Consider the following 26,221-nt stretch of genomic DNA (forward strand, 5'->3'; position numbering starts at 1 on the left):
CGTCCGACCCCATGCAGCAAGCCCTCGACCGCACCCGGGACACGCTGGCCAGCGCCTTCGACACGCTTGCCGACCATGCCCGCCGCCAGCAGCACCTGTACTCGGTGACCATCGCGGCACTGATCGCCATCGTGCTGTTCTCCGGCACGCTGCTGGCCGGGCTGGCGGCAGACCAGCACCTGGACTATCGGCGCAGCCACGTTGCCCACTATGCCGGCGCGGTGTCGCAACGGCTGCACAATGAAGCGTCGTTCCTGCGCCGTGCCGTGCTGAGCATCCGCTACTACCTGAACGCGCCCGCGGCGGACCCGCCGCGCGATGCCGGCCTCGATGCCTTCCGGCGCACCGGCGCGGCCAGCCTTCATATCGACGCCGTGCGCAAGGACTACCATCTGCTGGCTACCGATGCCACGCGCCAGGCCTGGGGCGCGGGGCTGCCGGCGCAGTACGTGCGCCTGCGCCAGATCGCGCTGGCCGCAGTGGCCACGCAGCAGGCGTTCGATCTGGACCACGGGGCGTACGCGGTCTCGCTGGGCGAAGACAGCGCCATCGTCATCCGCCAGCCGGAAACCAACGCGCGCGCGCCGCTATCGCTCGATCCGGCATGGATACCGCGGCTGCGCGCGCGGCTGACCCAGGCGCTGCTGGACCGCACCGGCCACGCCGTGCCGGCGCGCGACGAACAAGTCTGGGTAGGGCCGCTGCGCGATCCGGTGGACGACTCCCTCATCATGGTGCTGGCCGGTGCGGCCTACGCCGGCGATACCGGCAGTACAGGCGATAGCGGGCCCACCATGCTGGTGGCCGCCAGCGTGCCCGTGCAGGCTTTCCTGGCCGGCCTGCAACCGCCGCAGGATACCGCGCTGATGGCGCTGCTCAATGACGCGGACGCAATCATCGACGTGTGGCCGCGCGACGCCGCCATGCCCGCGGCCGGCGTCAGCGACGTCGCCGCGCGGGTTCGCGGCCTGCCGCCCAACGCGCTGCGGCTCACGCGCTCGGGCATCGTCCTGGCGCAGCCGTTGCAGGCGGGCTTCGGCCTGCTGGTCTACCACCTGCCGTACCGCCTGCTTGGCGCCGCGCTGGCGGCCGAGCTGGCCGTGATCGCTGGCGCCATGCTGCTCCTGGCCGGCGCCATCGCGCTGGCCGCGCGCTACTGGAGCCGTCACCTGCTGCGGCGCACGCATGCCGAAGCCTCGCGCGCGCTGGAAAGCGAGCTGATGAACCACGTGCTGGTCAGCGCCACGCCGGTCGGACTGTGCATCGTGCGGCAGCATGACTACGCTGTGCTGACCTCCAACTCGCTGGCTGAGTCACTGCTGCCGCCGCAGCCGCACGGACGCCTGCCCGCTGAGGTGGCGGATGCATTGGACCGGCAGCCACGCGGAGCCGGCAGCGGACACGCATCCGTCTCCAGCCTTACGGTCGCGGTGGAAGACTCGTCCGGGCACGGCGATGCCGCGCAGCGCTTCCTGCAGGTCACCTACGCGCCCGCGCGCTACCGCGATGAAGCGGTGCTGTTCTGCGCCGTGCAGGACTGCACCGCGCAACAGGCGCTGCAGGAACAGTTGCGCTCCGCCCAGCAGGCCACCGAAGCCATGCTGCGCGTGCGCTCGACCTTCTTTGCCGCGATGAGCCACGAGATCCGCACGCCGCTGAACGCGCTGCTGGGCAACCTTGAACTGCTGGCGCGCAGCAGCGGCCTGGAGACGCACGCGCCGCGGCTGCGCGCGCTGGATACCGCCGCCGAGGCGCTGCACCGCATCGTCAACGACGTGCTGGACTTCTCCAAGATCGATGCCGGCCAGCTCGCGCTGGTCAATGCGCCGTTCCGTCCCGTCGATGCGCTGGAAAGCCTGGCCTTGACCTACGCGCCGATGGCAGCGGGCCGCCCCGTCCGCTTCTGCCTGCAGCTGTCGCCATCGCTGGATGTGCAAGTCATGGGCGACCGCACGCGGCTGGTGCAGGTGTTCAACAACTTGCTGAACAACGCCTTCAAATTCACCGCCAGCGGCCGCATCACGATGAGCGGCGCACTGCAGCACGATGAACACGGCGTGCCGCGCCTGGTCTGCCGCGTCAGCGATTCCGGCATCGGCATGACGCCGGCGCTGGCGGCGCGCGTGTTCCAGCCGTTCGTGCAGGGCGATGCCGTGACGGCCAGCCGCTATGGCGGCACCGGCCTGGGGTTGTCGATCTGCGCGCGGCTGTGCGAGCTGATGGGCGGCAGTATCCACGTGGACAGCGTGCCGGACGTGGGCAGCGCGTTCACGGTATCGGTGCCATTGCCGCTGGCCGCTGACGCGGCGCAGGCAAGCGCACCGGCCGCCGTGGCGCGGCATGGCCGCGTGCTGGTGCTGTGCCGCGATGCGCGCGCCGGCGAATCGCTCGAAGCCTGGCTCGGCGCCGCGGGCTGGCGCGCCGATGTCATGGAATCACCGGCCGCTGCGCAGGAATGTGCGCAGCGCCATGCCCCCGATGTCATCGTCGCCACCGATGAGTATCCGCTGCCCGCGCTGGCCGACCTGCACCAGGCGGCACCGGTCCCGCTGGTATGGGTATCGATGGACGGCCCGCATCAGCCCCGCCAGTGCGCCCCCGGCATCCTTGAAGTCTCGGCCTTCAGCCACCGGGCACTGCTCGATGGCGTGGACGCGGCCGCCGGCGCAACGCCGCTGGCGGTTCCAACGGCGGGCGCTGCTCCCACACTCTGCGCATTGCCCGCACCGCCGGTGGCGCCACTGACGATTCTTGTCGCCGAAGACAATCCGCTGAACCAGTCCCTGATCGCCGAACAACTACAGGCCCTCGGCTGCCAGCCCATCGTCACAGCCAACGGCAAGCAGGCGCTGGCGGTGCTTGAGACCACGCGCGTCGACGCGGTGCTGACCGATCTCCATATGCCGGGGATGGACGGCCAGGCCTTGCTGCACGCGGTCCGCGCGCGGCATCCGGGCCTGCCGGTACTGGCATTCAGCGCGATGGCGTGCAGCGAGCCCGCGCAGGACTGGCGCCTGCGCGGGTTCGCCGGCCATGTTGCCAAGCCGGCGTCGTTGCAGGACCTGCAAGCGTGCCTGCGCGACCTGCCCGGCCGCAGCCACGCGGCGGCGCCATCCGGACACCATGGCGTGCCGGCAGCCGCTGCCGAGGCCAGCGACCGCCGTCGCTATGAAGACATGCTGCGCCAGCAGTTGCAGCAGGACCTGCCTGCGCTGGCCGGCATCCTCGCGCAGCAGGACCTGCCGGCACTGCGGCATTGGGTGCACGCCGTAACGGGCGCCTTCATGATCGTGCGCCGCCAGTCCATCGTCAAAGAGTGCCGCGCACTGGAAACGCTGTGTGACGCCGCGCAGACCTGGCCCCCTGCCGCCACGGCCGCCGCCGATGCCCTGTACAAACGGCTGCAGCGCTATGCGCAGGGTGCCGCGGCCGCGCACTAGGACCGCGCCTTACCACAATTGGCGGATTTGCGAGCAGCGCCACGCGCGACGATAATGGCAACGCCGCGCCTTGGCCTTCCTGGCCAGGCATCCGCGATCCTGGCGCGGCATTGTCTTCAATGTCTCCCCCCATGCAGCCAGAACAAGGCCTTCCCCAGCCACAGCGGACCTGGGCGATCCTCACCGTTTTCTTCGGCCTGATCATGGCCGTGCTCGATGGCTCGATCGCCAATATCGCCCTGCCGTCGATCTCGCGCGAGCTGCAAGCCGAACCCGCCAGCACCATCTGGGTCGTCAACGCTTACCAGCTGACGGTGACCGTATGCCTGCTGCCGCTGTCGTCGCTGGGAGATATCCTTGGCTACAAGCGGGTCTACCGGGCGGGGCTCGCGACCTTCCTGGCGGGCTCGTTGCTGTGCGCGCTGGCGGTCAACCTGCCGATGCTGGTTGCCGCGCGCGTGCTGCAGGGCATCGGCGGCGCCGGCATCATGAGCGTCAACACGGCACTGGTGCGCTTTATCTACCCGCCCACGCGCCTGGGCCGCGGCATCGGCCTGAATGCGCTGGTGGTCGGCGTGACCATCGCGGTGGGGCCGTCGCTGGGCGCGCTGATCCTGGCGGTGGCCAGCTGGCAATGGCTGTTCGCGGTCAACGTGCCGGTGGCCATCGCCGCCCTGGCACTGAGCCGCACCTCGCTGCCGGCCACGCCGCCGCAGCCGCGTGATTTCGACTACCCCAGCGCGCTGCTGTCGGCGCTGGTGTTCGGCATGTTCATCCTCAGCGTGGACGGCCTGGGCCACGCCGGCTGGCGCCTCGCCGGCAGCGCGGGCCTGGCCGTGGCCGTGGTGCTGGGCTGGCTGCTGGTGCGGCGCCAGCACGGACGCGCCGCGCCGCTGGTGCCGGTGGACCTGTTCGCCAGCCGCGCCTTCACGCTGGCGGTGGGCACCTCGTTCTGCTCGTTCATGACGCAGATGCTGGCCTTCATTGCCCTGCCGTTCTATCTCGAATACCAGCTCGGCCGCTCCCTGCAGCAAACTGGCCTGCTGATCACCCCGTGGCCGCTGATGGTGGCGACAATGGCGGCAGTCTCGGGCCGGCTGTCAGACCGCTATCCGGCCAGCATCCTGGCGGGCATCGGCCTGGCCATGCTGGGCGGCGGGCTGGTCGGCCTGGCCACCCTGGGGCCCGATGCCGGCAGCCTCGACATCGCCTGGCGCATGGCCATGTGCGGCACCGGCTTCGGCTTCTTCCAGTCGCCCAACAACCGCGCCATGATCGGCGCCACGCCACCCGAGCGCAGCGGCGGCGCCAGCGGCGCCCAGGCCACCACGCGGCTGCTGGGCCAGACCACCGGCACCGCAGTGGTGGCGCTGCTGTTCAGCCTGGCGCCGACCGGGGCGGCGCGCACGGCACTGTATGTGGCGGCGGCGGTGGCGGCGCTGGGGGCCGTGATCAGTCTGAGCAGGTTGCGGGATGCGGGCGGGGTGGAGCCGGTGCGGGGGGCGGTGGAGCCGGACGCTTAAGTCTTTGCGCTCCGATGGCCGTCCCGATCCCGACGCCTTCGCCACCCGCACCCACTTCGCAACCTCTCAGACCGCGATGCCGCCGAACTCCTGCATCACCTTGTCATGCAGGCGGCGCATGCCGCGCAGCCAGCGGTCATAGTCCTGGCCCTTGCGGCGATAGTACTCAAGCACTTCCGGGTGCGGCAGGATCAGGAAGCGCTCGTCGGCCACCCCTTCCAGCGTCACCGCCGCGACATGCTCGGCGGTGACCGAGCCTTCCTGCAGGAAGCCCTTGCGCTCGCCCTGCTCGCCGAGCAGCATATTGGTCTGCACGCCCTGCGGGCAGATGCAGCTGACCTTGATGCCGCGCTCGCCGTAGGTGATCGACAGCCACTCGGCAAAGCCGATGGCGGCGTGCTTGGTCACCGCATACGGGGCCGAGCCGATCTGCGACAGCAGGCCCGCGGCCGACACCGTGTTGACGAAGTAGCCGTCGCCGCGTTCCAGCATCTGCGGCAGCACCGCGCGGGCCGCATGGATATGCGCCATCACGTTGATTTCCCAGATGCGCTGCCACTCGTCTGCGCTCGCATCCAGCCCCTTGCGCAGGAGGATGCCGGCGTTGGAGCAGAAGATGTCGACCTGGCCGAAGCGGCGCGTGGCCTCGTCGGCCAGGCCCTGCACGGCGGCGGCGTCGGCCACGTCGACGGGCTGGGCGAACACCTGGCAGGCCGGCACCGCGGCCTGGACCTCGGTTGCGACGGCGGCAGCACCGGCCGCGTTCAGGTCGGCCACGGCCACGCCACGCGCGCCGGCCTGCGCGAAGGCCAGCGCCAGTGCGCGCCCGATACCGGTGGCTGCGCCGGTCACCACGACGGTCTTGTTGCGTACTTCCATGAATTGTCTCCTTGTTGAATGCGGATGGCCGCGTCAGGCGTTGGACGCACGTGTATGGGGTTCGGGCTCAGGCTCGGGCTGCGCGGAGGCAAAGCGGGCAGTTGCACGCGCGCCGCCCGGCTGCCACAGCCGCGCCTGCAGGGTCTCGGCGAGATCGCGCACGCGCGGGCCGAGGTTGCTGTCCAGGATCTCCGGCGACAGCCGCGCCGCGGCCCCGCCGATATTCAGCGCCAGCACTTCGCTGCTGCCCGCCAGCCGCAGCGGCGCGGCGGCACCGCTGACGGTGCGGTCCCATTCGGCATGCGCGACGCAGAAGCCGCGCCGCGCGTGGTCGCGCAGCGCGCGGTCAATGCCGGCGCGCACGGCAGGCCAGCGCGCGCCGTAGTGGCGCGCCAGCTCGGCCAGCGCGGCCTCGCGGTGATCGGCATCCAGCCCGGCCAGCCAGGCGCGGCCGATCGCCGAGGTGGCCATTGGCAGGCGCGCCCCCGGCGCCAGCCGGATCACCAGCGCGCCGCGCGGCTGGCAGCTTTCCAGGTAGACCATGGCATGGCGGTCGGGCATGGCCAGCGCCACCGTGCAGTCAGTGGCAAAGGCCAGCGACTGCATCAGCGGCTGCGCGATCTCGCGGATGCCGGCGCCGCCCACGTAGCGGTGGCCGAGCACCATGGCGCCCTGCCCCAGCCGGTATTTCTCGGAGGCTTCGATGTAGGTCAGGTAGCCGAGCGTGGCCAGCGTGTAGGTCAGCCGCGATACGGTCGGGCGCGGGATGCCGGTGCGGCGCGACAGCTCGGCATTGCCCAGGTAATCGTCGAGCGGCCCGAAGGCACGCAACAGCTCCATGCCGCGCGCCAGCGCCGTGACGAAGTTGCGGTCGTCAGCGCCGGCATGGCCCGCCTGTGCATCGGCCGGCAACAGGGTATGGGCGGCGTCGGGCGGCGGGGCCGGAATGGTAGTGGTGCGTTTCATGGGCAAGCGGTCTGCAAGAGCAATAGATTGCAGCAACAGCGCTGCCCGGGGGACCGCTATGTAGGGAAAACATAGGGGTCATAGGCACCGTCGATGGCGGCGGGTACCCCCCGTCAGGACTTACCCGGAGATCCCCAACTCGCTATTTCGCTGTGCGGAATACTGAGCCGCTTTCCTTGACGATGCCGCAAAGCCTGTGCAACAGTCGGTGAAAACGAACGATCGTGCGGGAACGTGCTTCCGACACATCGTCACCGGGCGTCAGCGCCGCTGTCCTTGTCGGCCAGGGCGCTACCCGGCCAGCCGGGCGGCGGTTGCGCCGCATCGCACAGGAGACAGTCATGCAGCATCTGCAACACGCGTTTGCGCACCGGCACCATGATCCGTCCGGTGTCCGGTCTGGTGATCCTTCCCGTGCCCCGTCGGCAACGGCAGCTAGCGCCCGCGCGCCGGACCTGCCGCTCGCCTGAGCCCCCTTCCCTTTGTTGGCACGGCAGCGCCATGCGTTGCCGGCGCCGGTCCACGCACGGCCTTGCGCCGGCGCGTGCCTGGTTTCACGAACCGCAAGAGGTACCCCTGTGGCATTGTTCCTTCAACAGTTCCTGAACGGCCTGACGCTGGGCGGCGTCTACAGCCTGGTGGCGCTTGGCCTGACGCTGGTCTACGGCATCCTGCACGTGCCCAACTTCGCCCACGGCGCGTTCTACATGGCCGGCGCCTACGTGTCGTACTACCTGATGACATCGTTCGGCGTGAACTACTGGCTGGCGATGCTGGGTGCGGCGCTGGCCGTCGCCGTGCTGTCGATGCTGGCCGACCGGCTGGTGTTCCACCCGCTGCGCAACTCGCCCGAGCTGCACGACATGATCGCCGCCATCGGCATCCTGCTGTTCCTGGAAGCCGGCGCGCAGGCGCTGTGGGGCGCGGACTTCCACCGCATGCCCACGCCCTACGGCCAGATCGTCGACGTGTTCGGTCTGACCGCGCCGCTGCAGCGCCTGCTCATCATCGGCGCGGCCTTTGCGCTGATGGTGCTGCTGCACCTGTTCCTGACCCGCACCATGACCGGCGCCACCATCATGGCGATGGCACAGAACCGCGAAGGCGCGGCGCTGGTCGGCATCGACGCCACGCGCGTGACGCTGCTGGTGTTCGGCATCTCCGGCGCGCTGGCCGCGATCGCCGCCACGCTCTATGCCCCGATCAACCTGGTCTACCCCAGCATGGGCAACCTGGTGATCACCAAGGCCTTCGTCATCATCATCCTGGGCGGCATGGGCAGCATCCCCGGCGCCATCGTCGGCGGACTGATCATCGGCATGGCCGAGAGCTTCGGCGGTTTCTACGTTTCCACCGACTACAAGGACATCATCGCCTTTGTGCTGCTGGTGGTGATCCTGTCGATCCGGCCGCAGGGCCTGTTTGCCGGCAAGGCAGCCTGAGGAGTCACCAGACATGAAAGCACTGCAAGGAAAAACCGGCTGGACGCTGCTGCTGGCGCTGGCCATCGCCTTCCCGCTGATCACGCCCAACAGCTACTACCTGACCGTGATGACGCTGGCCTTCATCTATGCCATCGCCACGCTCGGGCTGAACCTGATCACCGGCTACACCGGGCAGCTCAACCTGGCCCACGGCGGCTTCATGGCCATCGGCGCCTATACCCTGGGCATCCTGACGGTGGACCACCAGGTGCCGTTCTGGCTGGCCTTCGTGCTGGCCGGCGTGATCTGCATGGCGCTGGGCTATGTGATCGGGGTGGTGTCGCTGCGCCTGAAGGGCCATTACTTCTCGATCTTCACCATGTGCGTGGGCTACATCATCTACCTGCTGATCGAGAAGTGGGAAAGCCTGACGCACGGCACGGTGGGCCTGATCGGCATCCCGGTGCCGGCCGCGATCGGGCCGCTCAGCTTTGACAGCGTGCAGGCGCAGTACTACCTGGTGCTGTTCTTCCTGGCGGTCGGCACCTTCCTGATGCACCGCATCGTCACCTCGCTGCTGGGCCGCAGCTTCCTGGCCGTGCGCAACAGCGACGCCCTGGCCGAGGCGCTGGGCATCAACCTGATGCGCACCAAGGTGCTGTCGTTCGTGCTGTCAGTCGGCTACGCCGGCTTTGCCGGCGCGCTCTACGCCGGGCAGGTGCGTTTCCTTGGGCCGGACATCGCGCGCACCGACCTGACCTTCGACATGGTGATGTCGATGCTGGTGGGCGGCATCGGCACCCTCTTCGGGCCGCTGCTGGGCGCGGTGCTGGTGCCCTGGATCACGCAGTCGCTGCAGTTCATGCAGGACTACCGCATGCTGGTGTTCGGCCCGGTGCTGATCGTGCTGATCATCTTCGTGCCGGACGGCATCGTCGGTTCCTTCCTGAAGAAGCAGGCGCGCAAGGCCGCGGCCGAGCGGCGCGGCAAGCTCACGGCACAGCCCGTCGCACAATCCGCCGCCACCCCTGTCCCGACCACCCGTGCCGGAGCCGACCATGCTTGAGATCCGCAACCTGACCAGGAAATTCGGCGGCCTGACCGCGGTGCACGATGTCTCGGTGACCTTCGAGCAAGGCCATATCAATGCCATCATCGGCCCCAACGGCGCCGGCAAGACCACCTTCTTCAACCTGGTCGCGGGCACGCATGCGCCCAGTTCCGGCCAGATCCTGTTCAAGGGCCAGGACGTGGCCGGCCTGCGCGCCGACCAGATTGCGCGCCTGGGCGTGGCCCGCACCTTCCAGGCCACGGCGCTGTTCGACCGCGCCACGGTGCTGGACAACCTGATCGTCGGCCACCGCCTGCGCACCCGCTCGGGCCTGGGCGACGTGCTGTTCAACACCCGCCGCCTGCGCGAGGAAGAGCGCCTGTGCCGCGACAGGGCCGAAGCGGCGCTGGACTTTGTCGGCCTGTCGCACCTGGCGCACGAGGTCGCAGCGGATATCACGCAGGAAGCGCGCAAGCGGGTGGCCTTTGCGCTGGCGCTGGCAACCGATCCGGAACTGCTGCTGCTCGACGAGCCCGCCGGCGGCGTGAACCCGGAAGAGACCGTCGGCCTGGCCGAACTGATCCGCAAGATGGTGCGCCATGGCAAGACCGTCTGCCTGATCGAACACAAGATGGACATGATCATGCGCCTCGCCGACAAGATCATGGTGCTGAACTACGGCGAGAAGATCGCCGAAGGCACGCCCGCGCAGATCCAGCAGGATCCGCATGTCATCGAGGCCTACCTGGGAGCCGACCATGTTGCAGCTTGAACGCGTCTCGCTGTCGTACGGCAGCTTCCGCGCCCTGGACAATATCACCCTGCACGCCGGCGCCGGCGAGCTGGTGGTGCTGCTGGGCGCCAATGGCGCCGGCAAGAGCTCGATCTTCCTGGCGATGAGCGCGATCCACCGCATCAGCGGCGGCAGCATGCGCTTTGACGGGCGCGAGCTGTCGGGCATGAAGCCGTCGCAGATCGTGCAGGCCGGGCTGGTGCACTGCCCCGAGGGCCGCAAGCTGTTCCCGGCGATGAGCGTGGAAAAGAACCTGGTGCTGGGCGCCTATGTGCACCGGCGCGACGGCGCGGGCATCCGCAAGACGCTGGCAGAGGTCTATGAACTGTTCCCGATCCTGCAGCAGAAGAAGGACGACCCGGCCGGCTCGCTGTCCGGCGGGCAGCAGCAGATGGTGGCGCTGGGCCGCGCGCTGATGAGCCGCCCGCGCGCGCTGCTGCTGGACGAGCCGTCGCTGGGGCTGGCGCCGCTGGTGGTCAGGCAGATGTTCGAGATCATCCAGCGCATCAACCGTGCCGGCACCACGGTGCTGCTGGCCGAGCAGAACGCCTACGCGGCGCTGGGCATCGCGCATCGCGCCTATGTGATCGAGAGCGGGCGCATCGTGATGGAGGGGGATCGGGATACGTTGCTGAAGGATGAGGGGATTCGGAAGGCGTATATCGGGGGGTAAGTTCAGGAGAGCCGGCTTCGCGATGGCAAAACACCGCCAGACCTAACAAGCGCAGTACTTTCAGGAGACATAGCAATGCAAAGCAAGATCATGCGCCGTATCTTCCCGCTGGCCGCCACCGCCGTGGCCGCCATGCTGGCCTCGAGTGCCGCGCTGGCGCAGGAAGTGGTCAAGATCGGCTATACCGGCCCGCTCTCGGGGGGCGCCGCGCTGTACGGCAAGAACGTGCTGTCGGGCGTGCAGATGGCCGTGGACGAGATCAATGCCGCGGGGCTGGAAGTCAAGGGCAAGAAGATCAAGCTGGAAGTGGTGGCCCTGGACGACAAGTACTCGCCCGCCGAGGCCGCCATCAACGGGCGCCGCCTGGTGCAGCAGTACAAGACCCCGGCGGTGTTCGTGCCGCATTCGGGCGGCATCTTTGCGCTGCAGGCCTTTAACGAGCAGGAGAAGTTCCTGGTGATGGCCTACTCCAGCGTGCCGCGCATCACCGATGCCGGCAACAAGCTGACCATCCGCATCCCGCCGGCCTACACCGGCTATATCGAGCCCTTCATCAGGGCGCAGATGAAGCGCTATGGCAAGAACGTGGCGCTGGCCCCGGCGGACCATGACTACGCCAAGGCGTGGGTGCAGGCGTTCAAGCCGGCGTGGGAAGCGGCAGGCGGCAAGGTGGTGGCCGACAATCCCATGTCGTACACCAAGGCCACCGACTTCTACAGCGGCGTGTCCCGCGCGATCAGCGAGAAGCCGGACGTGATGTTCGTCGGCGGCCCGTCCGAGCCAACCGCGCTGGTGGTCAAGCAGGCGCGCGAGCTGGGCTTCAAGGGTGGCTTTATCGTGATGGACCAGGCCAAGATGGACGAGATGGCCAAGGTCACCAACGGCCTCGGCATGCTGGAAGGCTCGATCGGCGTGCTGCCGCTGGTCAACGACAGCCGCCCGGCCACGCAGAGCTTCAATGCCAGGTACAAGAAGCTGCATGACGGGCGCGATGCCACCACCGAGATGTCGCTGAACTACACCATGGTGTATGCGCTGGCCGGTGCCATGAAGCTCGCCGGCACCACCAGCGACGCCGCCGCCATCCGGGCAAAGATGCCGGATGCGGTCAAGGGCCTGGCCAAGGAGGCCAACCCGAACGAGATCGAAGGCATCGATGCCAAGGGCGGGTCGGTGGCCGACACCGTGGTCGGGTGGGTGCAGAACGGCAAGATCTCGCAGGTCCGCTTGTCGGAACTGGCAAAGTAAGCCTGGTTCAGGCGCCGCGGCCCGCGGCGCCACGCCAGCACAAACCCCGGCAGGCCGCGAGGCCTGCCGGGGTTTTGCATGATTGCGGTACCGCCGCGGCTACTGCCGGCGATCGCTGTCCCGTGCCTGGCGCGCCTCCAGCTGGCCACGGTCATGCTGCGCGCGTTGCTGTTGCTGCTGGCGCTGCTGGTCCTGCTGGTGACGCTGCTGCTCCTGCATCTGCCGTTGCTGGTCCTGCTGGTGGCGCTGCTGCTCCTGCATCGCGCGTTGCTGTTCCTGCGCGGCGCGCTGCTGCTGTTCCGCCTGCTGGCGCTGCATGGACTGCTGCCGTTGCTGCTCCTGCATCTGCCGTTGCTGCTCCTGCATCTGCCGCTGCTGTGCCATCTGCTGGCGCTGGGCTGCTTCGGCCTGGCGCTGCTGGGCTTCCTGCATTTGCCGCTGTTGCTCCATGCGCTGGCGCTGCATCTCCTGGCCCTGCCGCTGCTGCTCGTCCATCTGGCGCTGGCGCTCCACCTGCTGGCGCTGCTGGTCGGCGGACTGCCGCTGCTGCGCCTCGGCCTGGCGCTGCTGGGCCTCCTGCATCTGCCGCTGCTGCTCGAAGCGCTGGCGCTGCATCTCCTGGCCCTGCAGTTGCTGGTCGGCCATCTGGCGCTGGTGATCCACCTGCTGGCGCTGCTGGTCGGCGGACTGCCGCTGTTGGGCCTCGGCCTGGCGCTGCTGAGCCTCCTGCATCTGCCGCTGCTGGTCGAAGCGCTGGCGCTGCATCTCCTGCGACTGCCGGCCCGGGTCAGGACGCTGCAGCGCTTCGCGTTGCTGGGCTTCCTGCTGCTGCCGCTGCAGCGCCGGCCCCTGCTGCGGCTGCTCGCGCAGTGCGCGCTGCTGTTCCATCTGCTGGCGCTGCAGCGCCTGCTGCTGGTCGCGCTGCATGGCCTGTGACTGCCGTTGGGCGTCGGCCGGGCCGCCTGGCTGACCGGGTTGGGCGGGTAGGCCAACAAAGCCGCGCGCCTCGTCCGGCCGGGTGCTCTGACCGCGGCCATTGCCGCGCCACGGCTCGCCCGGGGCGCTTGAGTAGTTGCGATCCGCGCGCCCGTTGCCATCGGCATTCCCGCGGCCGGCGCGGGGCTGCTGCGGGGCCTGGTCATGCGCCGCGATGGCCGCCTGGCTCATGCGCACATCGGGTGCCGGCCGCGCGTCGCGTCCGGGCCTGTGTTCATTGCCGCCACGCCACGCAGGGCCCGCGCCCGGCACGACCCCACCCTCCCGCGCAAAACGGCGGGCCAGGTCGTCCGTGGCAGGACGGCCCGGCGGGCGGGCGGCGATGGCCTGGCGCTCGAAACCCTGGCGGGCCTGCGGCGGCAGCGGCCGCATCGGGGCTGCGCCGACCAGGCTCGCCTTGACCGGCGCCACCGGGGGTGCACCCCGGGCTTCGCCGGCCGGCAGGTTGCGCCATTCGTCGCGATGCATGCCGCGCGCGGGCCGGCCTTCGACAAAATTGCGTGCCGGCATCCCCGTGATGGCGCCTGGCACATTGCGGTTGGCGTACGGCGGTGGCCGGCGGTCACCCATCACGAAGTTATTGACGGTAACCCGGTTGATGCTGGCGACATAGGTCGGGCTGGCGCGGTAGACCGGACGGTACGCGTCGCGCGGCCCCAGCGGATACCAGGCCACGCCCGGGCCGCCGCCCACGCGCACATTCCAGTCCGGGCCGCCGGCGCCGACAAAGGCAACCACCGCGGGGGCGTAGCACGGGTGCACGTACGGCCCGGGCACCCAGCCCCAACGCGATCCCACATAGGCCCAGCGGCCGTAGTGCGAAGGCGCAAAGCCCCATGGCGCGTCATCGATCCAGGTCCAGCCCCACGGCGCGATCCAGGCCCAGTGCCCGGCGCTGTAAGGCGCCCAGCCGGCGCTGACCACGCGCGGGAACCAGACCGCGCCGTAGCCGGGGTCTTCCTGCCAGTCGCCGTAGCCATCCAGCGCGGCATAGCCCGGCATCTCGCGCGGCACATAGCGGGCCGACGGGGAGGTGTCTTCGCGCGCATCACGCGCCGCGGTCCAGCGGTCGAAAGCGTCTACCGGCGCGCCCCCGCCGCCGGCGTCGGCCAGGTCGGTGCCGGCAAAGCGCATGCGGTCGCCGCGCCGCAGTTCGACCGAGCGGCTGTCTCCGTAGACCACCGCGCTGCCATGGCGCATGGTCACGGTGGTGGTGCTGCCGTCGGGCGCGACGTCCAGCCGGTAGTCGCCCGGCTCGCGCGGCACGAAAGCCAGGTTGGGGGTGTCGACCTCGACCGTCTGGCCCGGCGGCAGCGCGCGCACGCGCAGCTGCATCGTGCCCTGGGTCAGCTTGACCTGCGTGGCGCTGTCGTCCAGGTTCAGGATGCTGGCGGCGGTGGCGCCCCCCAGCCGCATCGCGACCGTGCCGGCATGCAGCTCGGCGCGGCCGCCCTGGTCCAGCCAGAGCCGGTCGCCGGTGGTCACCGGCCGGTTCAGGCCCGTCGCGGCCCACGCATCCGAACCCGCGGGCGCAAAGCTGAGGTTGCCGTCGACAGCGGTCAGCGTGGCGATGCGCGAGGAAGGATCGGCCTGCTGGTACTGGCCGTCAGCCGCCGGCGCATCAAGATAAGCATTGCCGGGGGGGCCGGCGGGAACCTGGGCCAGTGCAGCAGCCGCCACAGCGAGGCCCGCGGCAGCGGCCAGTGCCGTCAGCGCCAGCCGGGCGCGGGGCAGGCCACGAGCGGGGCCGGCAGATTGGGAGGGAGCGAACATGGCAGTCAGGATCGGGACACAGCGCATAACACGCATAACGCTTCGGGATAGCTTGCCGATGTCAGCGGCTACCCTAATGTCACCATACATGGCCCCGGCCGCCGCAGCACGCCCGGCGCCGCAGACTTTGTAAGCACGTATTTCGCCCTGCGGCACCGCCATGCAGGCCGGCCGGGGTTGCCAGGCAGGCTGCGGGCGGGCGGCGGATCAGCGGCCACTGCGCGCCGGCCGGGTCGCCGTCAAAGGCGGAAACAACTTTGGATACCGGGCGCAGCCGCTGGCGGAGAACGTGCGGCGCAGCGGCGGCTCAGCCGCCGGACTGCTGGCGCAGCATTTCAGTCAGGCGCTCGGCCGGCATCGGCCGGCCGTACAGGTAGCCCTGCGCCTCATGGCAGCCGTTGTTGAGGAGGAAGTCGCGCTGCTCGGCGGTTTCCACGCCTTCGGCCACCACGCCGATGTGCAGGCTGGCACCCACGCTGATCACCGAGCGCACGATGGCCGCGTCGACCGGGTCTTCGGTCACGTTGCGGATAAAGGACTGGTCGATCTTGAGCCGGTCCACCGGGAACGACTTCAAGAAGCTGAGCGAGGCATAGCCCGTGCCGAAGTCATCGCAGGTCAGCGTCACGCCGTCGCGGCGCAGCGCCTGCAGCTGGTCCGCGACCTCGTCGCCCTGCTGCAGCGCGATGGTCTCGGTGATCTCGATCTCCAGGCAGTCGGGCGCCAGCTCCAGGGCGCGCAGGACGTGGCGCACCTCGGTCAGCAGGCGGCTTTCGGCAAGCTGGGCCGCGAACAGGTTGATGGCCACGCGCGGCGGCCGCGCAAATGCCAGCGACCACGCGCGCGCCTGCGCACAGGCCGTCTGCAGCAGCCACATGCCGACATCGCTGGCGATGCTGCTGCCGGCCAGGGCCTCGATAAAGGCCGCGGGCGGCAGCAGGCCGCGGGTCGGATGGCGCCAGCGCATCAGCGCCTCGGCGCCGTGGACGCGGCCGTCGCGCAGGTCGATCTGGGGCTGGTACAGCAGCTCGAACTGGCGCTGGGCATAGGCTTCGTGCAGGGCCTGCACCAGTGACAGCCGCGTGGTCACGTCCGAGCGCATCTGCGGCTTGAAGAAGCGGATGGTGCGGCCGCCGTCGTGCTTGGCACGAGCCAGCGCCAGGCTGGCGGCGGCCAGCACGTCGGAGCCCAGCTCGCCGGCGGCTGGCGTCACGCAGGCGCCGATGCTGGCCAGCACATGATGGCGGCGTCCGGCGTGCTCATGCGGGGAGGACAGCATCGACAGGATGGCCGCGCTGACATGGCGCACCAGCGTGGGGTCGGCAATGGAAGGCAGCAGCACGCCGAATTCGTCGCTGCCGATGCGGCCGATGACGGCGTCGCGCGGCGAGGCGTCGCGCAGGCGGCGGGCCACGCGCTGCAGGATGATGTCGCCCTCGGCATGGCCATGCATGTCGTTGAAGGCGCGGAAATCGTCAATGCCGATCAGCAGCAAAGCAAAGCGGGGCACCGCCGCGCTTTGCAGGCGTGCCTCCAGCCGCTTCAGAAACCCCTGGCGATTGTCAACGCCGGTCAGCGGATCGAGATCCGAGCCTGGCGCGGCGCCAGCCGACTTCGCCCCCGACTTGGCCACCATCCCTGCCCCACCTGTAATTGTCGACATTGTTACCCGCTAGCAATTTAGCAAGTGTGACGAAAACTTGGAAAAAATCAAGCAGTTCCGGTATTGTCCAAAACCCCTAGGCGCCGGCGCAACGCCGGTCATCCTGGTGTCGCATTGCGCGTTGTATCGGCTAGCAGCTTACAGTACCCTACCGCGCATCTGGCCGCCCCTGCCGCCCTGGCGCCCTTCACTGCCCCCCGGGGCGGCGCCCAGGAGGCGGCCGTGCGGGGGAACGGCCGCTCCTGAACAAGAACATCACCGGGACCTCACCGTGAACGAATGGACCATCCGCACGCGCATCCTGGCAAGCTTTTCGCTGATCCTGCTTGTCATGGCACTGATGGGCGTGGTCGCCTATACCCGCCTCACCGCGATTGACCGCGAAACCACGCTGATGCTGCAGGACGCGCTGCCCGGGCTGAACTACAGCACCGGCATCCGCGGCGTCTGGGGCGAGCGCTACGTGCTGGCATGGCAGACCATCAATGCCGCCAACGACGCCGAGCGCCGCAGCTTCCAGCAGCAAAGCCAGGAGGCCGCGGGCCGCCTCGACAAGCTCGAGCAGCAGTACCAGACCTCGATCACGCGCGACGAGGACCGCCTCGCCTTCAACGGCTATCGCGACGTGCGCGCCCACTATGAACAGGCCGCCCAGATCCTGACCCGCCAGGGCGAGTGGAACGGCGCCGCCGCCACGGCAGCGCTGCGCGGCGAAGCCCATGACCGCTGGGTCGAGGCGCGCAAGGCGGCCCAGCACCTGGTGGACGACAACAGCGCCGTCAATGCGCGGGCGGCGCGCGGCATCGAACACGCCGTCAGCGCGGCCAAGATCGGCATCGAAGCGGCGCTGGTCGTGGCCCTGGTGGTCGCCGTGGTCTGCGGCTACCTGCTGCTGCGCGCCATCACGGTGCCGATGCGGTCGATCGTCAACCTGCTGTCCGGCATCCGCGGCGGCGACCTGCGCCTGCGCATGGCACTGCACCGCAAGGACGAATTCCATGAAGTGGAGGACGGCTTCAACCAGATGACTGGCGAGCTGACCTCGCTGGTGGGCCAGGCGCAGCGCACCGCGATCCAGGTCACCACCTCGGTCAACGAGATCGCGGCCACGGCACGCCAGCAGCAGGCCACGGCCACCGAGACCGCGGCCACCACCACCCAGATCGGCGCGACCTCGCGCGAGATCTCGGCCACCGCGCGCGACCTGGTGCGCACCATCCATGAAGTCTCCAGCGCGGCCGAGCAGGCCGCCGGGCTGGCCGGCACCGGCCAGGCGGGCCTGTCGCGCATGGAAGGCACCATGCAGCATGTGATGGGTGCCGCCGGCTCGGTCAACGCCAAGCTGGCCACGCTCAACGAGAAGGCCGGCAATATCAACCAGGTGGTGACCACCATTGCCAAGGTCGCCGACCAGACCAACCTGCTGTCGCTGAACGCCGCGATCGAGGCCGAGAAGGCCGGCGAGTACGGCCGCGGCTTCGCCGTGGTGGCAACCGAGATCCGGCGCCTGGCCGACCAGACCGCGGTGGCCACCTACGACATCGAGCAAATGGTGCGCGAGATCCAGTCGGCGGTGTCGGCCGGCGTGATGGGCATGGACAAGTTCTCGGAGGAAGTGCGCCGCGGCATGTCCGACGTCACGCAGGTGGGCGACCAGCTGTCGCAGATCATCGCCCAGGTGCAGTCGCTGGCGCCGCGCGTGCTGATGGTCAATGAAGGCATGCAGGCCCAGGCCGGCGGCGCCGAGCAGATCAACCAGGCGCTGATGCAGCTGTCCGAGGCCGCGCAGCAGACGGTGGAGTCGCTGCGCCAGTCGGGCCAGGCGATCGACGAGCTGACGCTGGTCGCCAACGACCTGCGCAGCGGCGTGTCGCGCTTCAAGGTCTAGGCCCCGCCGCCAGGATCCGCGCACCGCCGCCATGAAACTCTTCCTGCTGTTCCGCCTCGGCGCCGACCACTACGCGCTCGATGCCGCCGAGGTGGCCGAGGTGCTGCCGCTCACGCGCCTGAAGCAGATTCCCGGCGCGCCGGCGTGGGTGGCGGGCCTGATGGAACGGCGCGGCCAGCCGGTGCCGGTGATCGACCTGCCCGCACTGGCCACCGGCGTGCCGGCGGCGTTGCGCACCAGCACGCGCACAGTGCTGGTCCATTACCGCCGCCATGGCGGCGAGCCTGGCCGGCTGCTCGGACTGCGCCTGGAATCCGCCACGCAGACGCTGCGCTGCCCGGCGGAGTCATTCGTCGACGGCGGCATCGCCGGCGCCAGCCCGCGCTACCTGGGACCGGTGCGCAACGACGCGCGCGGCCTGGTGCAATGGGTCCGGGTCGAGTCCCTGCTGCCGGACGACGTCCATGCCATGCTGTTCGCCGACACCGCCGGGGAGGCCGCGCCTTGAGCACGGCCGAGCACATCGAGGCCTTGCTGAAGGCGCGCATCGGCCTGGACGCCGGCGCCATCGGCGCCGGCGCCGTGGCGCGCGCCGTGCGCGAACGCCAGCAGGCACGGCAGGCGCCCGACACCCAGGCGTACTGGGACCTGCTGCAAGGCACCGCCGATGAATTCCAGGCGCTGATCGAGGCCGTGGTGGTGCCGGAGACCTGGTTCTTCCGGCATCGAGAAGCCTTGCTGGCGCTGGGCCGCTTTGCCGCCGAGCGTGCCTTTGCCGACAGCCGGCGCACCCTGCGCCTGCTGAGCCTGCCCTGCTCCACCGGCGAAGAGCCTTATTCGATCGCCATGGCACTGCTCGATGCCGGCGTGCCGCCCGGGCGCTTCTATATCGACGCGGTGGACATCAGTGCCCGCGCGCTGGCCCGCGCGCGCCAGGGCGAGTACGGCGCCAATGCCTTCCGCAGCGCGCCGCTCGATTTCCGCGGCCGCTATTTCACCGCCACGCCCACCGGCTACGCGCTGGATGCGCGCGTGCGCGCGCAAGTGCGGCTGCTGCAGGGCAACCTGGTCGAGCCCGGCCTGCTGGCGGGCGAGCCGCCTTATGACTTTGTGTTCTGCCGCAATCTGCTGATCTACTTCGACGCGCCCGGGCAACGGCAAGCCGTGCAGACGCTGGCGCGCCTGACCATGGCCGACGGCCTGCTCTTCGTCGGGCCTGCCGAGGCCAGCATGCTGAGCGCGCAGGGGCTGGAGCCGGTCGGCGTGCCGCTGAGCTTTGCCTTTCGCAAGCCGGCCCCCGCCGCACCGCGAGCAAGCGCCCCGGCCCGCCCCCCTGCGCACACCACGCAGCCGCCCCGCATGGCAGCGCCGCCGCGGTTGCCCATGCCGCCGGCCTCGATGCACCCTGCCGCCGCGCGCGTGCCGGTGGCAGCGGCACGCGCGGCTGCGGCCGATGCGCGCCGCGGGTCGCTGGCCGGCATCGCGGCCATGGCCGACCGCGGCGACCTGGAGGCGGCCACCGCCGCGTGCCTGGCGCTGCTCGACCGTGCCGCGCCGGATGCCGCCGCCGATGCTTATGGCCTGCTCGGCGTGCTGCACGACGCCGCCGGCCGCGCCGCGCAGGCGCATGCCGCCTACCGCAAGGCACTGTACCTGGATCCCGCGCACCAGGAGAGCCTGTATCACCTGGCAGCGCTGCTCGATACCGAAGGCGACCATGACGGCGCCACGCGCCTGCGCCAGCGCGCGCAGCGCCACACCCGCAAGCACCATGGCTGAAATCCAGGTCCCCCTTTCAGCCACCCCTGCGGCCACCCTGGCGCGCGCAGATGGCATCGACGACTGCTGGCGGCGCATCGGCGTGCGCGGCGACGGCACCTGCCCGGCGCTGGCCGAGCATGCCCACTGCCGCAACTGCCCGGCCTACGCCCAGGCCGCCGCCATGCTGCTGGACGCCCGACAGCTGGAGCAGGCGCTGCCGGAGGCGGCCAGCCTCGGCGGCGGCGACAAGGACGAGGGCACAGCCGCGCAACGTGGCACCGCGCTGGCCTGCCTGGTGTTCCGCATCGGCGATGAATGGCTGGCGCTGCCGACCGCCGCGCTGGGCGAGGTCACCGCGCCCTGCCCGGTCCATTCGCTGCCGCACCGGCGCGATGCCGCGGTGCTGGGGCTGGCCGCGGTGCGCGGCAACCTGCTGGCCTGCCTGTCGCTGGCACGGCTGTTCGAGGTCGACGCGGCCCACGGCGACGGCGATGCCAGCGGCAGCCGCTTCCTGATCCTCGGCCAGGGCCGCGCCGCGATCGCGCTGCCGGTGGCCGAAGTGGCCGGCATCGCCCGCGTGCCCGGGGCCGCGCTGCTGCCGCTGCCCGCCACGCTGGCGCGTGCCTCGGCGCGCTATACGCAGGCGCTGTTTCTCGACCAGGGCCGCAGCGTCGGGCTGCTCGACGCCACGCAGGTGCGCCAGGCCCTGGCACGGAGCCTGGCATGAATCCCGAGCAATTGCGCGACGCCTCGCTGCTCGAGCTGTTCGCGCTCGAAGCCGATTCCCAGGTCGAAATCCTCAATGCCGGGCTGCTGGCGCTGGAGCGCAACCCGGGCGCGCCCGAGCAGCTGGAGGCGTGCATGCGCGCGGCCCACTCGCTCAAGGGCGCAGCGCGCATCGTCGGGCTCGATGGCGGCGTGCGGGTGGCGCATGCCATGGAAGACTGCCTGGTCGCCGCCCAGGGCGGCATGGCGCTGACCGCCGCGCATATCGATGCGCTGCTGCAGGGCACCGACCTGCTGCTGCGCATCGGCCATCCGCCGGGCGGCGACCCGGGCTGGGCCGACCACGCGGGCCGCGCCCAGATCGATGCGGTAGTTCAGCGGCTGGGTTCGCCCGACGGTGGCGCAACGCCCGCCGAGGCACTCGCGGCGCCCCGGTCCGCGCCAGCACCAGCCCCGGTGCCGGACGCCGAGCCCGCCGTGCAGGCCGAAGAGACCCACGAGCGCATGCTGCGCGTCAATGCAGATGTGCTCGACCAGCTGCTGGCGCTGTCAGGCGAGGCCATGGTCGAATCGCACTGGCTGCGCCCTTTCGGCAAGTCACTGCAGCAGGCGCGGCGGCAGCAGGCACGCGCGCTGCGCGCCACCGACACGCTGCAGCAGGCCCTGCACGATGCGCTGGACGGCAACGGCGCCGGTGCGGCACAGGCCGCGCTGGCCGAGCTGCGCCAGTTGCTGGACGATGGCCAGCAGCAGCTGGCCGCGCGGCTGGAGGAATTCGACCAGTACGACCATCGCGCCACGCGGCTGGCGCGCCGGCTCTATGACAACGCGCTGGCCTCGCGCATGCGTCCGCTGTCCGACGGGCTGACCGGCTACGCGCGCATGGTGCGCGACCTCGGCCGCGCCCTGGGCAAGCCAGTGCACCTGGAACTGGCCGGCGCCGGCACGCTGGTGGACCGCGACATCCTGGAAGCCCTGGACGCGCCGCTGGCGCACCTGCTGCGCAACGCGGTCGACCACGGCATCGAACCGCCCGAGGTGCGCCTGGCGCAGGGCAAGCCGGCGCAGGGCCGCATCATGCTGCAGGCGCGCCACAAGGCAGGCAAGCTGCTGATCGAGATCTCCGACGACGGCGCGGGCGTCGATCTGGAAGGGCTGCGGCGCGCCATCGTGCGGCGGCGGCTGGCCTCGGAAGATACCGCGGCGCGGCTGTCGCAGGGTGAGTTGCTCGACTTCCTGCTGCTGCCGGGCTTCAGCATGCGCGACACTGTCTCCGAAGTCTCCGGCCGCGGCGTGGGCCTCGATGCGGTGCAGGAGATGGTGCGCCGCGTGCGCGGCAGCCTGCGCCTGACGCAGCAGCCGGGCCAGGGCCTGCACTTCCGCCTGGAGCTGCCGCTGACCTTGTCGGTGGTGCGCACGCTGCTGGTGGAAATTGCCGGCGAAGCCTACGCCTTTGCGCTGGGCCGCGTGCTGCGCGCGACCTCGGTGGCGCGCAGCGAGATCGAGCAGACCGAGGGCCACCAGCATTTCCGCCATGAAGGGCGCGCCATCGGGCTGGTCAGCGCGGCCCAGGTCCTGCAACGCCCCGAGGCTGACACCGCCAAGGAGCGCGAGCAAGTGCCGGTGGTGGTCGTCGGCGAGGGCGAGCGCGTCTATGGCCTTGCCGTCGACCGCATGCTGGGCGAGCGCCTGCTGGTGGTGCAGCCGCTGCCCGCGGCGCTGGGCAAGGTCCGCGACATCGCCGCCGGCAGCCTCACCGACGACGGCACCCCGGTGCTGATCTTCGATGTCGAGGACGTCATCCGCTCGGTGGAAAAGCTGGTGTCCGAAGGCCGCATCGAAGGCGTGCGCCAGGCTGCCGCGGCCAGCATGCAGGTGCGCGCGCGCCGCGTGCTGGTGGTGGACGACTCGCTCACCGTGCGCGAGCTGCAGCGCAAGCTGCTGGCCGGGCGCGGCTATGATGTGGCGGTGGCGGTCGACGGCATGGACGGCTGGAACATGCTGCGCGCCGAGCCATTCGACCTGGTCATCACCGACATCGACATGCCGCGCATGGACGGGATCGAGCTGGTGCGCAGGATCCGGCAGGACGCCGCGCTGCGGCAGCTGCCGGTGATGGTGGTGTCGTACAAGGACCGCGAACAGGACCGCCAGCGCGGCCTGGAGGCCGGCGCGGATTATTATCTGGCCAAGGGCAGTTTCCACGACGCCGCGTTGCTCGACGCGGTCCAGGACCTGATCGGCGAGGCACGCCCATGAAAATCGGCATCGTCAACGATTCGCCGCTTGCGGTAGCGGCACTGCGCCGCGCGCTTGCGCTGGATCCGTCGTTCGAGATCGCATGGGTCGCCGGCGACGGCGAACAGGCAGTGCAGATGGCCGCGCGCCAGACCCCGGACCTGATCCTGATGGACCTGCTGATGCCGGTCTTGGACGGGGTCGAGGCCACGCGCCGGATCATGGCCGCCACGCCCTGCGCGATCGTGGTGGTGACCACAGACCTGGGCCGCAATGCCGCGCAGGTCTTCGACGCCATGGGCCATGGCGCCATCGACGCGGTCGACACCCCCACGCTGGCCGAACCCGACGCGCAGCTTGCCGCCGGGCCGCTGCTGCGCAAGCTGCGCAATATCGGCCGCCTGCTGGCCGGCCGGGTGCCCACCCGGCACACGCTCACGGCGCCCCCGCGCGCCGTCGCCGCAGCCCGGCTGGTGGCGCTCGGCGCTTCCGCCGGCGGCCCGGCCGCGCTGGCCACCCTGCTGGGCGCGCTGCCGGCGGACTTCGGCGCCGCGGTCGTCGCCGTGCAGCATGTGGACGAGGCCTTTGCCTCCGGCATGGCCGAGTGGCTCGACGGACAGTGCGCGCTGCCGGTGCGCATTGCCCGCGCCGGCGACGCACCCAGGCCCGGCACCGTCCTGCTGGCGGGCACCAACGACCACCTGCACCTGGCCAGCCCCACGCGCATGGCCTACACCGAGCAGCCCTGCGACTACCTGTACCGCCCCTCCATCGACGTGTTCTTCGAAAGCGTGGTGGAACACTGGCGCGGCGACGTGATCGGCGTGCTGCTCACCGGCATGGGCCGCGACGGCGCGCTGGGCCTGAAGGCGATGCGCGACCGCGGCTTCCTGACCATCGCCCAGGACCGCGCCACCAGCGCCGTGTACGGCATGCCCAAGGCCGCCGCTGCCATGGGCGCGGCCGCGGAGATCCTGCCGCTGCCACGCATCGCCCCACGGCTGGTGCAGGCATGCGGCGGCGCCTTGCTGCTCTGACCCAATGCAATACGTCCCGGCCGGCATCGGCACCGTGACACCCATAGACTGAACATGCAACCCGAATCACCCAACCGACCCGCAGCACCTGCCCGAGTTCCGGCGCCCGACAGGCAAGACTACCTTGCCATGGTGCTGCTTGTAGACGACCAGGCCATGGTCGGCGAAGCCGTGCGGCGCGCGCTCTCCACCGAGCCCGATATCGACTTCCACTACTGCTCGCAGCCCGACGAGGCGGTGGCGGTGGCGCAGCGCACCAAGCCCACCGTGATCCTGCAGGACCTGGTGATGCCGGGCGTGGACGGCCTGACGCTGGTGCAGCGCTATCGCGACAACCCCGCCACGCGCGATATCCCGATCATCGTGCTGTCGACCAAGGAAGATGCCGCGACCAAGGGCGCGGCGTTTGCCGCCGGCGCCAACGACTATCTGGTCAAGCTGCCCGACAGCATCGAGCTGATTGCGCGCATCCGCTACCACTCGCGCTCGTACCTGAACCAGCTGCAACGCGACGAGGCCTACCGCGCGCTGCGCCAAAGCCAGCAGCAACTGCTCGAAACCAACCTGGAGCTGCAGCGCCTGACCAATTCGGATGGCCTGACCGGCTTGTCCAACCGGCGCTATTTCGATGAATACCTCGGCGCGGAATGGCGCCGCGCGCTGCGCGAGCAAACCCAGCTGGCGCTGCTGATGATCGATGTCGACGCGTTCAAGGCCTACAACGACACCTACGGCCACGTCGCCGGTGACGAGGTGCTGCGCCGCGTGGCCTCGGTGATTCGCGAAAATTGCACGCGCGCCGCCGACCTGCCCGCGCGCTTTGGCGGCGAGGAATTCGCCATGGTGCTGCCCCTGACCTCGCCAGGCGGCGTGCGCCTGCTGGCCGAGAAAGTGCGGCGTGCCGTGCAGGCGCTGGCCATCGCGCACAGCGGCTCGCCCACCGCCGACTGCGTCACGGTCAGCATCGGCGGCGCCGTGCTGGTGCCCCAGCCCGCCGAGCCCTCGACCCTGCTGGTGGAAGTGGCCGATGCCGGCCTCTACCAGGCCAAGCGCAACGGCCGCAATCAGGTGGTGATGGCGTAGCCCTAACCCGCATTCCATGGCAGGCGCGGCGCCCGCCGCGCCTGCCCTCGCACACCTCACCTCTGTCGGAATCGTCCGACATCGGATTCGGAGGCGGGCACCTGCCTCCGTCCGGCGTTACTACCTATCGTTGCATCACAGCGAGCGCATTTGCCGCTCTCGCAAGCGTGCCGCGCAGTGCGCGCACGCGCGCCGGCAAGTCCATCGAGCAACGAACGGAGGTGACACATGTTCCGATCCAAGACCAGTCTTATCCTCGGCCTGGCGCTGGCCGCTGCCACCGTCGTGTCGGCATGCGGCGGCGGAGACGACAGCATCGGCGCCCGCATCGGCGTCAGCGAGCCGACCGTCCGGGTGATTCATGCCATTACCGGGGGGCCCAACGTGGATGTGCTGCAGAACGGCGTCAAGACGAGCCTGCTGAACGAGCCCTACAAGTTTGTCTCGAAGTATTTCAACGTGGACGAGGGTAACCAGGCCTTCTCGTTCAACGTTGCCGGCACGGCAACCGAGCTCGGCAAAGCCACGGTGAACACGCACACCGGGCACAAATACACGGTGGTGGCGCTGCCCGGTGCGACGGCGGCGGACGTGCTGCAGATCGACGATCCGTTTGAAAAGGGCCTGCTGTCGAACAAGGCTCGCGTGCGCTCCCTGAATGCCTCGTTCAATGCACAGAACGTCGACATCTATGTGACCATACCTGCGATCGACCTGAACTCGGTGGCACCGACCTTCGGCGCCGTCGGTTACAAGCAGGCTTCGCCGGCATCGGGCCAGGACTCGCTGAATCTGGACGGCGGCACCTATCGGCTGCGTATCACCACGGCAGGGACCAAGACCGTCATCTTCGACTCGGGTGCCCTGACCCTCGCCAACAACGCCGACTGGCTGATCACCACAATCCCGGTGGATGGCATTGGCGGGCTTACGCCGAACAAGATCAAGGTGCTGGTGGCGCGTGGCGACGATGAGTCCCAAGCCGGGCTTGAGCTGGTGACGCAGTAAGAGGGACTTGCGGCTGCCCGTGGCAGGCGGGCAGCCTGCAGGAGGCCGGTC

At 69.9% G+C, this 26,221-nt stretch carries 19 protein-coding genes; 15 read left to right on the forward strand and 4 right to left on the reverse strand.

Features of this window, described 5'->3' with window-relative positions; translation table 11 throughout:
* Positions 1-11: 11 nt before the first annotated feature.
* Both ACREYQ_RS27460 and ACREYQ_RS27465 read left to right on the forward strand, forming a co-directional pair.
* Positions 12-3,440, forward strand: coding sequence for an ATP-binding protein (locus tag ACREYQ_RS27460; RefSeq protein WP_432261118.1), 3,429 nt, complete (start codon positions 12-14; stop codon positions 3,438-3,440).
* 131 nt (positions 3,441-3,571) lie between these two features.
* Positions 3,572-4,963, forward strand: coding sequence for an MFS transporter (locus ACREYQ_RS27465; protein ID WP_432261119.1), 1,392 nt, complete (start codon positions 3,572-3,574; stop codon positions 4,961-4,963).
* Between the two features lie 66 nt (positions 4,964-5,029).
* Here ACREYQ_RS27465 and ACREYQ_RS27470 read toward each other — a convergent pair whose 3' ends face one another.
* Both ACREYQ_RS27470 and ACREYQ_RS27475 read right to left on the reverse strand, forming a co-directional pair.
* Positions 5,030-5,842: an SDR family oxidoreductase gene (locus ACREYQ_RS27470; RefSeq protein ID WP_432261120.1), complete on the reverse strand. Its 813-nt coding sequence runs from the start codon at positions 5,840-5,842 to the stop codon at positions 5,030-5,032.
* Between the two features lie 33 nt (positions 5,843-5,875).
* A complete protein-coding gene (locus ACREYQ_RS27475; protein ID WP_432261121.1) occupies positions 5,876-6,808 on the reverse strand; it encodes an IclR family transcriptional regulator in 933 nt (310 codons plus the stop codon).
* Positions 6,809-7,386: 578 nt separating this feature from the next.
* Between ACREYQ_RS27475 and ACREYQ_RS27480 the strand changes: the two genes are divergently transcribed.
* The 5 genes from ACREYQ_RS27480 (at position 7,387) to ACREYQ_RS27500 (ending at position 11,997) form a co-directional block, all read left to right on the forward strand.
* Entirely contained in the window at positions 7,387-8,250 is an 864-nt protein-coding gene (locus tag ACREYQ_RS27480) for a branched-chain amino acid ABC transporter permease (protein ID WP_432261122.1), read from the forward strand.
* A 13-nt stretch (positions 8,251-8,263) separates the two neighbouring features.
* Positions 8,264-9,298 carry a branched-chain amino acid ABC transporter permease gene (locus ACREYQ_RS27485; RefSeq protein WP_432261123.1) on the forward strand — a complete coding sequence of 345 codons (1,035 nt, stop codon included), beginning with the start codon at positions 8,264-8,266 and terminating at the stop codon, positions 9,296-9,298.
* Positions 9,291-10,055 (forward strand): ABC transporter ATP-binding protein, encoded by a 765-nt coding sequence (locus ACREYQ_RS27490; protein WP_432261124.1) that lies wholly within the window; start codon positions 9,291-9,293, stop codon positions 10,053-10,055. The genes ACREYQ_RS27485 and ACREYQ_RS27490 overlap by 8 nt, the downstream gene beginning before the upstream one ends.
* Complete coding sequence (locus ACREYQ_RS27495; RefSeq protein WP_432261125.1) at positions 10,042-10,749, forward strand: ABC transporter ATP-binding protein; 708 nt, start codon at positions 10,042-10,044, stop codon at positions 10,747-10,749. The genes ACREYQ_RS27490 and ACREYQ_RS27495 overlap by 14 nt, the downstream gene beginning before the upstream one ends.
* A gap of 75 nt (positions 10,750-10,824) precedes the next feature.
* Positions 10,825-11,997 carry an ABC transporter substrate-binding protein gene (locus ACREYQ_RS27500; protein WP_432261126.1) on the forward strand — a complete coding sequence of 391 codons (1,173 nt, stop codon included), beginning with the start codon at positions 10,825-10,827 and terminating at the stop codon, positions 11,995-11,997.
* A 99-nt stretch (positions 11,998-12,096) separates the two neighbouring features.
* Here ACREYQ_RS27500 and ACREYQ_RS27505 read toward each other — a convergent pair whose 3' ends face one another.
* Together ACREYQ_RS27505 and ACREYQ_RS27510 are read right to left on the reverse strand one after the other, a co-directional pair.
* Positions 12,097-14,766: a DUF6600 domain-containing protein gene (locus ACREYQ_RS27505; protein WP_432261127.1), complete on the reverse strand. Its 2,670-nt coding sequence runs from the start codon at positions 14,764-14,766 to the stop codon at positions 12,097-12,099.
* A 307-nt stretch (positions 14,767-15,073) separates the two neighbouring features.
* A complete protein-coding gene (locus ACREYQ_RS27510; protein ID WP_432261128.1) occupies positions 15,074-16,402 on the reverse strand; it encodes a putative bifunctional diguanylate cyclase/phosphodiesterase in 1,329 nt (442 codons plus the stop codon).
* 298 nt (positions 16,403-16,700) lie between these two features.
* Between ACREYQ_RS27510 and ACREYQ_RS27515 the strand changes: the two genes are divergently transcribed.
* From ACREYQ_RS27515 to ACREYQ_RS27550, 8 genes are all read left to right on the forward strand, one after another.
* The gene (locus ACREYQ_RS27515) at positions 16,701-18,317 is read left to right on the forward strand and encodes a methyl-accepting chemotaxis protein (protein WP_432261129.1); all 1,617 of its coding nucleotides are present in this window, start codon (positions 16,701-16,703) and stop codon (positions 18,315-18,317) included.
* A gap of 31 nt (positions 18,318-18,348) precedes the next feature.
* Entirely contained in the window at positions 18,349-18,825 is a 477-nt protein-coding gene (locus ACREYQ_RS27520) for a chemotaxis protein CheW (RefSeq protein ID WP_432261130.1), read from the forward strand.
* Positions 18,822-20,096, forward strand: coding sequence for a CheR family methyltransferase (locus tag ACREYQ_RS27525; RefSeq protein ID WP_432261131.1), 1,275 nt, complete (start codon positions 18,822-18,824; stop codon positions 20,094-20,096). Before ACREYQ_RS27520 ends, ACREYQ_RS27525 begins: the two co-directional genes overlap by 4 nt.
* Positions 20,089-20,805 carry a chemotaxis protein CheW gene (locus tag ACREYQ_RS27530; RefSeq protein WP_432261132.1) on the forward strand — a complete coding sequence of 239 codons (717 nt, stop codon included), beginning with the start codon at positions 20,089-20,091 and terminating at the stop codon, positions 20,803-20,805. Before ACREYQ_RS27525 ends, ACREYQ_RS27530 begins: the two co-directional genes overlap by 8 nt.
* Entirely contained in the window at positions 20,802-23,063 is a 2,262-nt protein-coding gene (locus tag ACREYQ_RS27535) for a hybrid sensor histidine kinase/response regulator (protein WP_432261133.1), read from the forward strand. Before ACREYQ_RS27530 ends, ACREYQ_RS27535 begins: the two co-directional genes overlap by 4 nt.
* Complete coding sequence (locus ACREYQ_RS27540) at positions 23,060-24,079, forward strand: chemotaxis response regulator protein-glutamate methylesterase (protein ID WP_432261134.1); 1,020 nt, start codon at positions 23,060-23,062, stop codon at positions 24,077-24,079. Before ACREYQ_RS27535 ends, ACREYQ_RS27540 begins: the two co-directional genes overlap by 4 nt.
* 54 nt (positions 24,080-24,133) lie before the next feature.
* Positions 24,134-25,162 carry a diguanylate cyclase gene (locus ACREYQ_RS27545; protein WP_432261135.1) on the forward strand — a complete coding sequence of 343 codons (1,029 nt, stop codon included), beginning with the start codon at positions 24,134-24,136 and terminating at the stop codon, positions 25,160-25,162.
* A gap of 228 nt (positions 25,163-25,390) precedes the next feature.
* Positions 25,391-26,170, forward strand: coding sequence for a DUF4397 domain-containing protein (locus ACREYQ_RS27550; RefSeq protein WP_432261136.1), 780 nt, complete (start codon positions 25,391-25,393; stop codon positions 26,168-26,170).
* Positions 26,171-26,221 lie beyond the last annotated feature (51 nt).

This window comes from Cupriavidus sp. TMH.W2, assembly GCF_050847365.1.
Classification (GTDB): Bacteria; Pseudomonadota; Gammaproteobacteria; order Burkholderiales; family Burkholderiaceae; genus Cupriavidus.

Bases quoted from the DNA above. Each gene is read 5' to 3' on its own strand.
- ACREYQ_RS27540 (WP_432261134.1), top strand. From the start codon at position 23,060: ATGAAAATCGGCATCGTCAACGATTCGCCGCTTGCGGTAGCGGCACTG.
- ACREYQ_RS27505 (WP_432261127.1), bottom strand. From the start codon at position 14,766: ATGTTCGCTCCCTCCCAATCTGCCGGCCCCGCTCGTGGCCTGCCCCGC.
- ACREYQ_RS27495 (WP_432261125.1), top strand. From the start codon at position 10,042: ATGTTGCAGCTTGAACGCGTCTCGCTGTCGTACGGCAGCTTCCGCGCC.
- ACREYQ_RS27550 (WP_432261136.1), top strand. From the start codon at position 25,391: ATGTTCCGATCCAAGACCAGTCTTATCCTCGGCCTGGCGCTGGCCGCT.
- ACREYQ_RS27535 (WP_432261133.1), top strand. From the start codon at position 20,802: ATGAATCCCGAGCAATTGCGCGACGCCTCGCTGCTCGAGCTGTTCGCG.
- ACREYQ_RS27465 (WP_432261119.1), top strand. From the start codon at position 3,572: ATGCAGCCAGAACAAGGCCTTCCCCAGCCACAGCGGACCTGGGCGATC.
- ACREYQ_RS27470 (WP_432261120.1), bottom strand. From the start codon at position 5,842: ATGGAAGTACGCAACAAGACCGTCGTGGTGACCGGCGCAGCCACCGGT.
- ACREYQ_RS27545 (WP_432261135.1), top strand. From the start codon at position 24,134: ATGCAACCCGAATCACCCAACCGACCCGCAGCACCTGCCCGAGTTCCG.
- ACREYQ_RS27510 (WP_432261128.1), bottom strand. From the start codon at position 16,402: ATGGTGGCCAAGTCGGGGGCGAAGTCGGCTGGCGCCGCGCCAGGCTCG.
- ACREYQ_RS27485 (WP_432261123.1), top strand. From the start codon at position 8,264: ATGAAAGCACTGCAAGGAAAAACCGGCTGGACGCTGCTGCTGGCGCTG.
- ACREYQ_RS27520 (WP_432261130.1), top strand. From the start codon at position 18,349: ATGAAACTCTTCCTGCTGTTCCGCCTCGGCGCCGACCACTACGCGCTC.
- ACREYQ_RS27500 (WP_432261126.1), top strand. From the start codon at position 10,825: ATGCAAAGCAAGATCATGCGCCGTATCTTCCCGCTGGCCGCCACCGCC.
- ACREYQ_RS27460 (WP_432261118.1), top strand. From the start codon at position 12: ATGCAGCAAGCCCTCGACCGCACCCGGGACACGCTGGCCAGCGCCTTC.
- ACREYQ_RS27530 (WP_432261132.1), top strand. From the start codon at position 20,089: ATGGCTGAAATCCAGGTCCCCCTTTCAGCCACCCCTGCGGCCACCCTG.
- ACREYQ_RS27475 (WP_432261121.1), bottom strand. From the start codon at position 6,808: ATGAAACGCACCACTACCATTCCGGCCCCGCCGCCCGACGCCGCCCAT.
- ACREYQ_RS27490 (WP_432261124.1), top strand. From the start codon at position 9,291: ATGCTTGAGATCCGCAACCTGACCAGGAAATTCGGCGGCCTGACCGCG.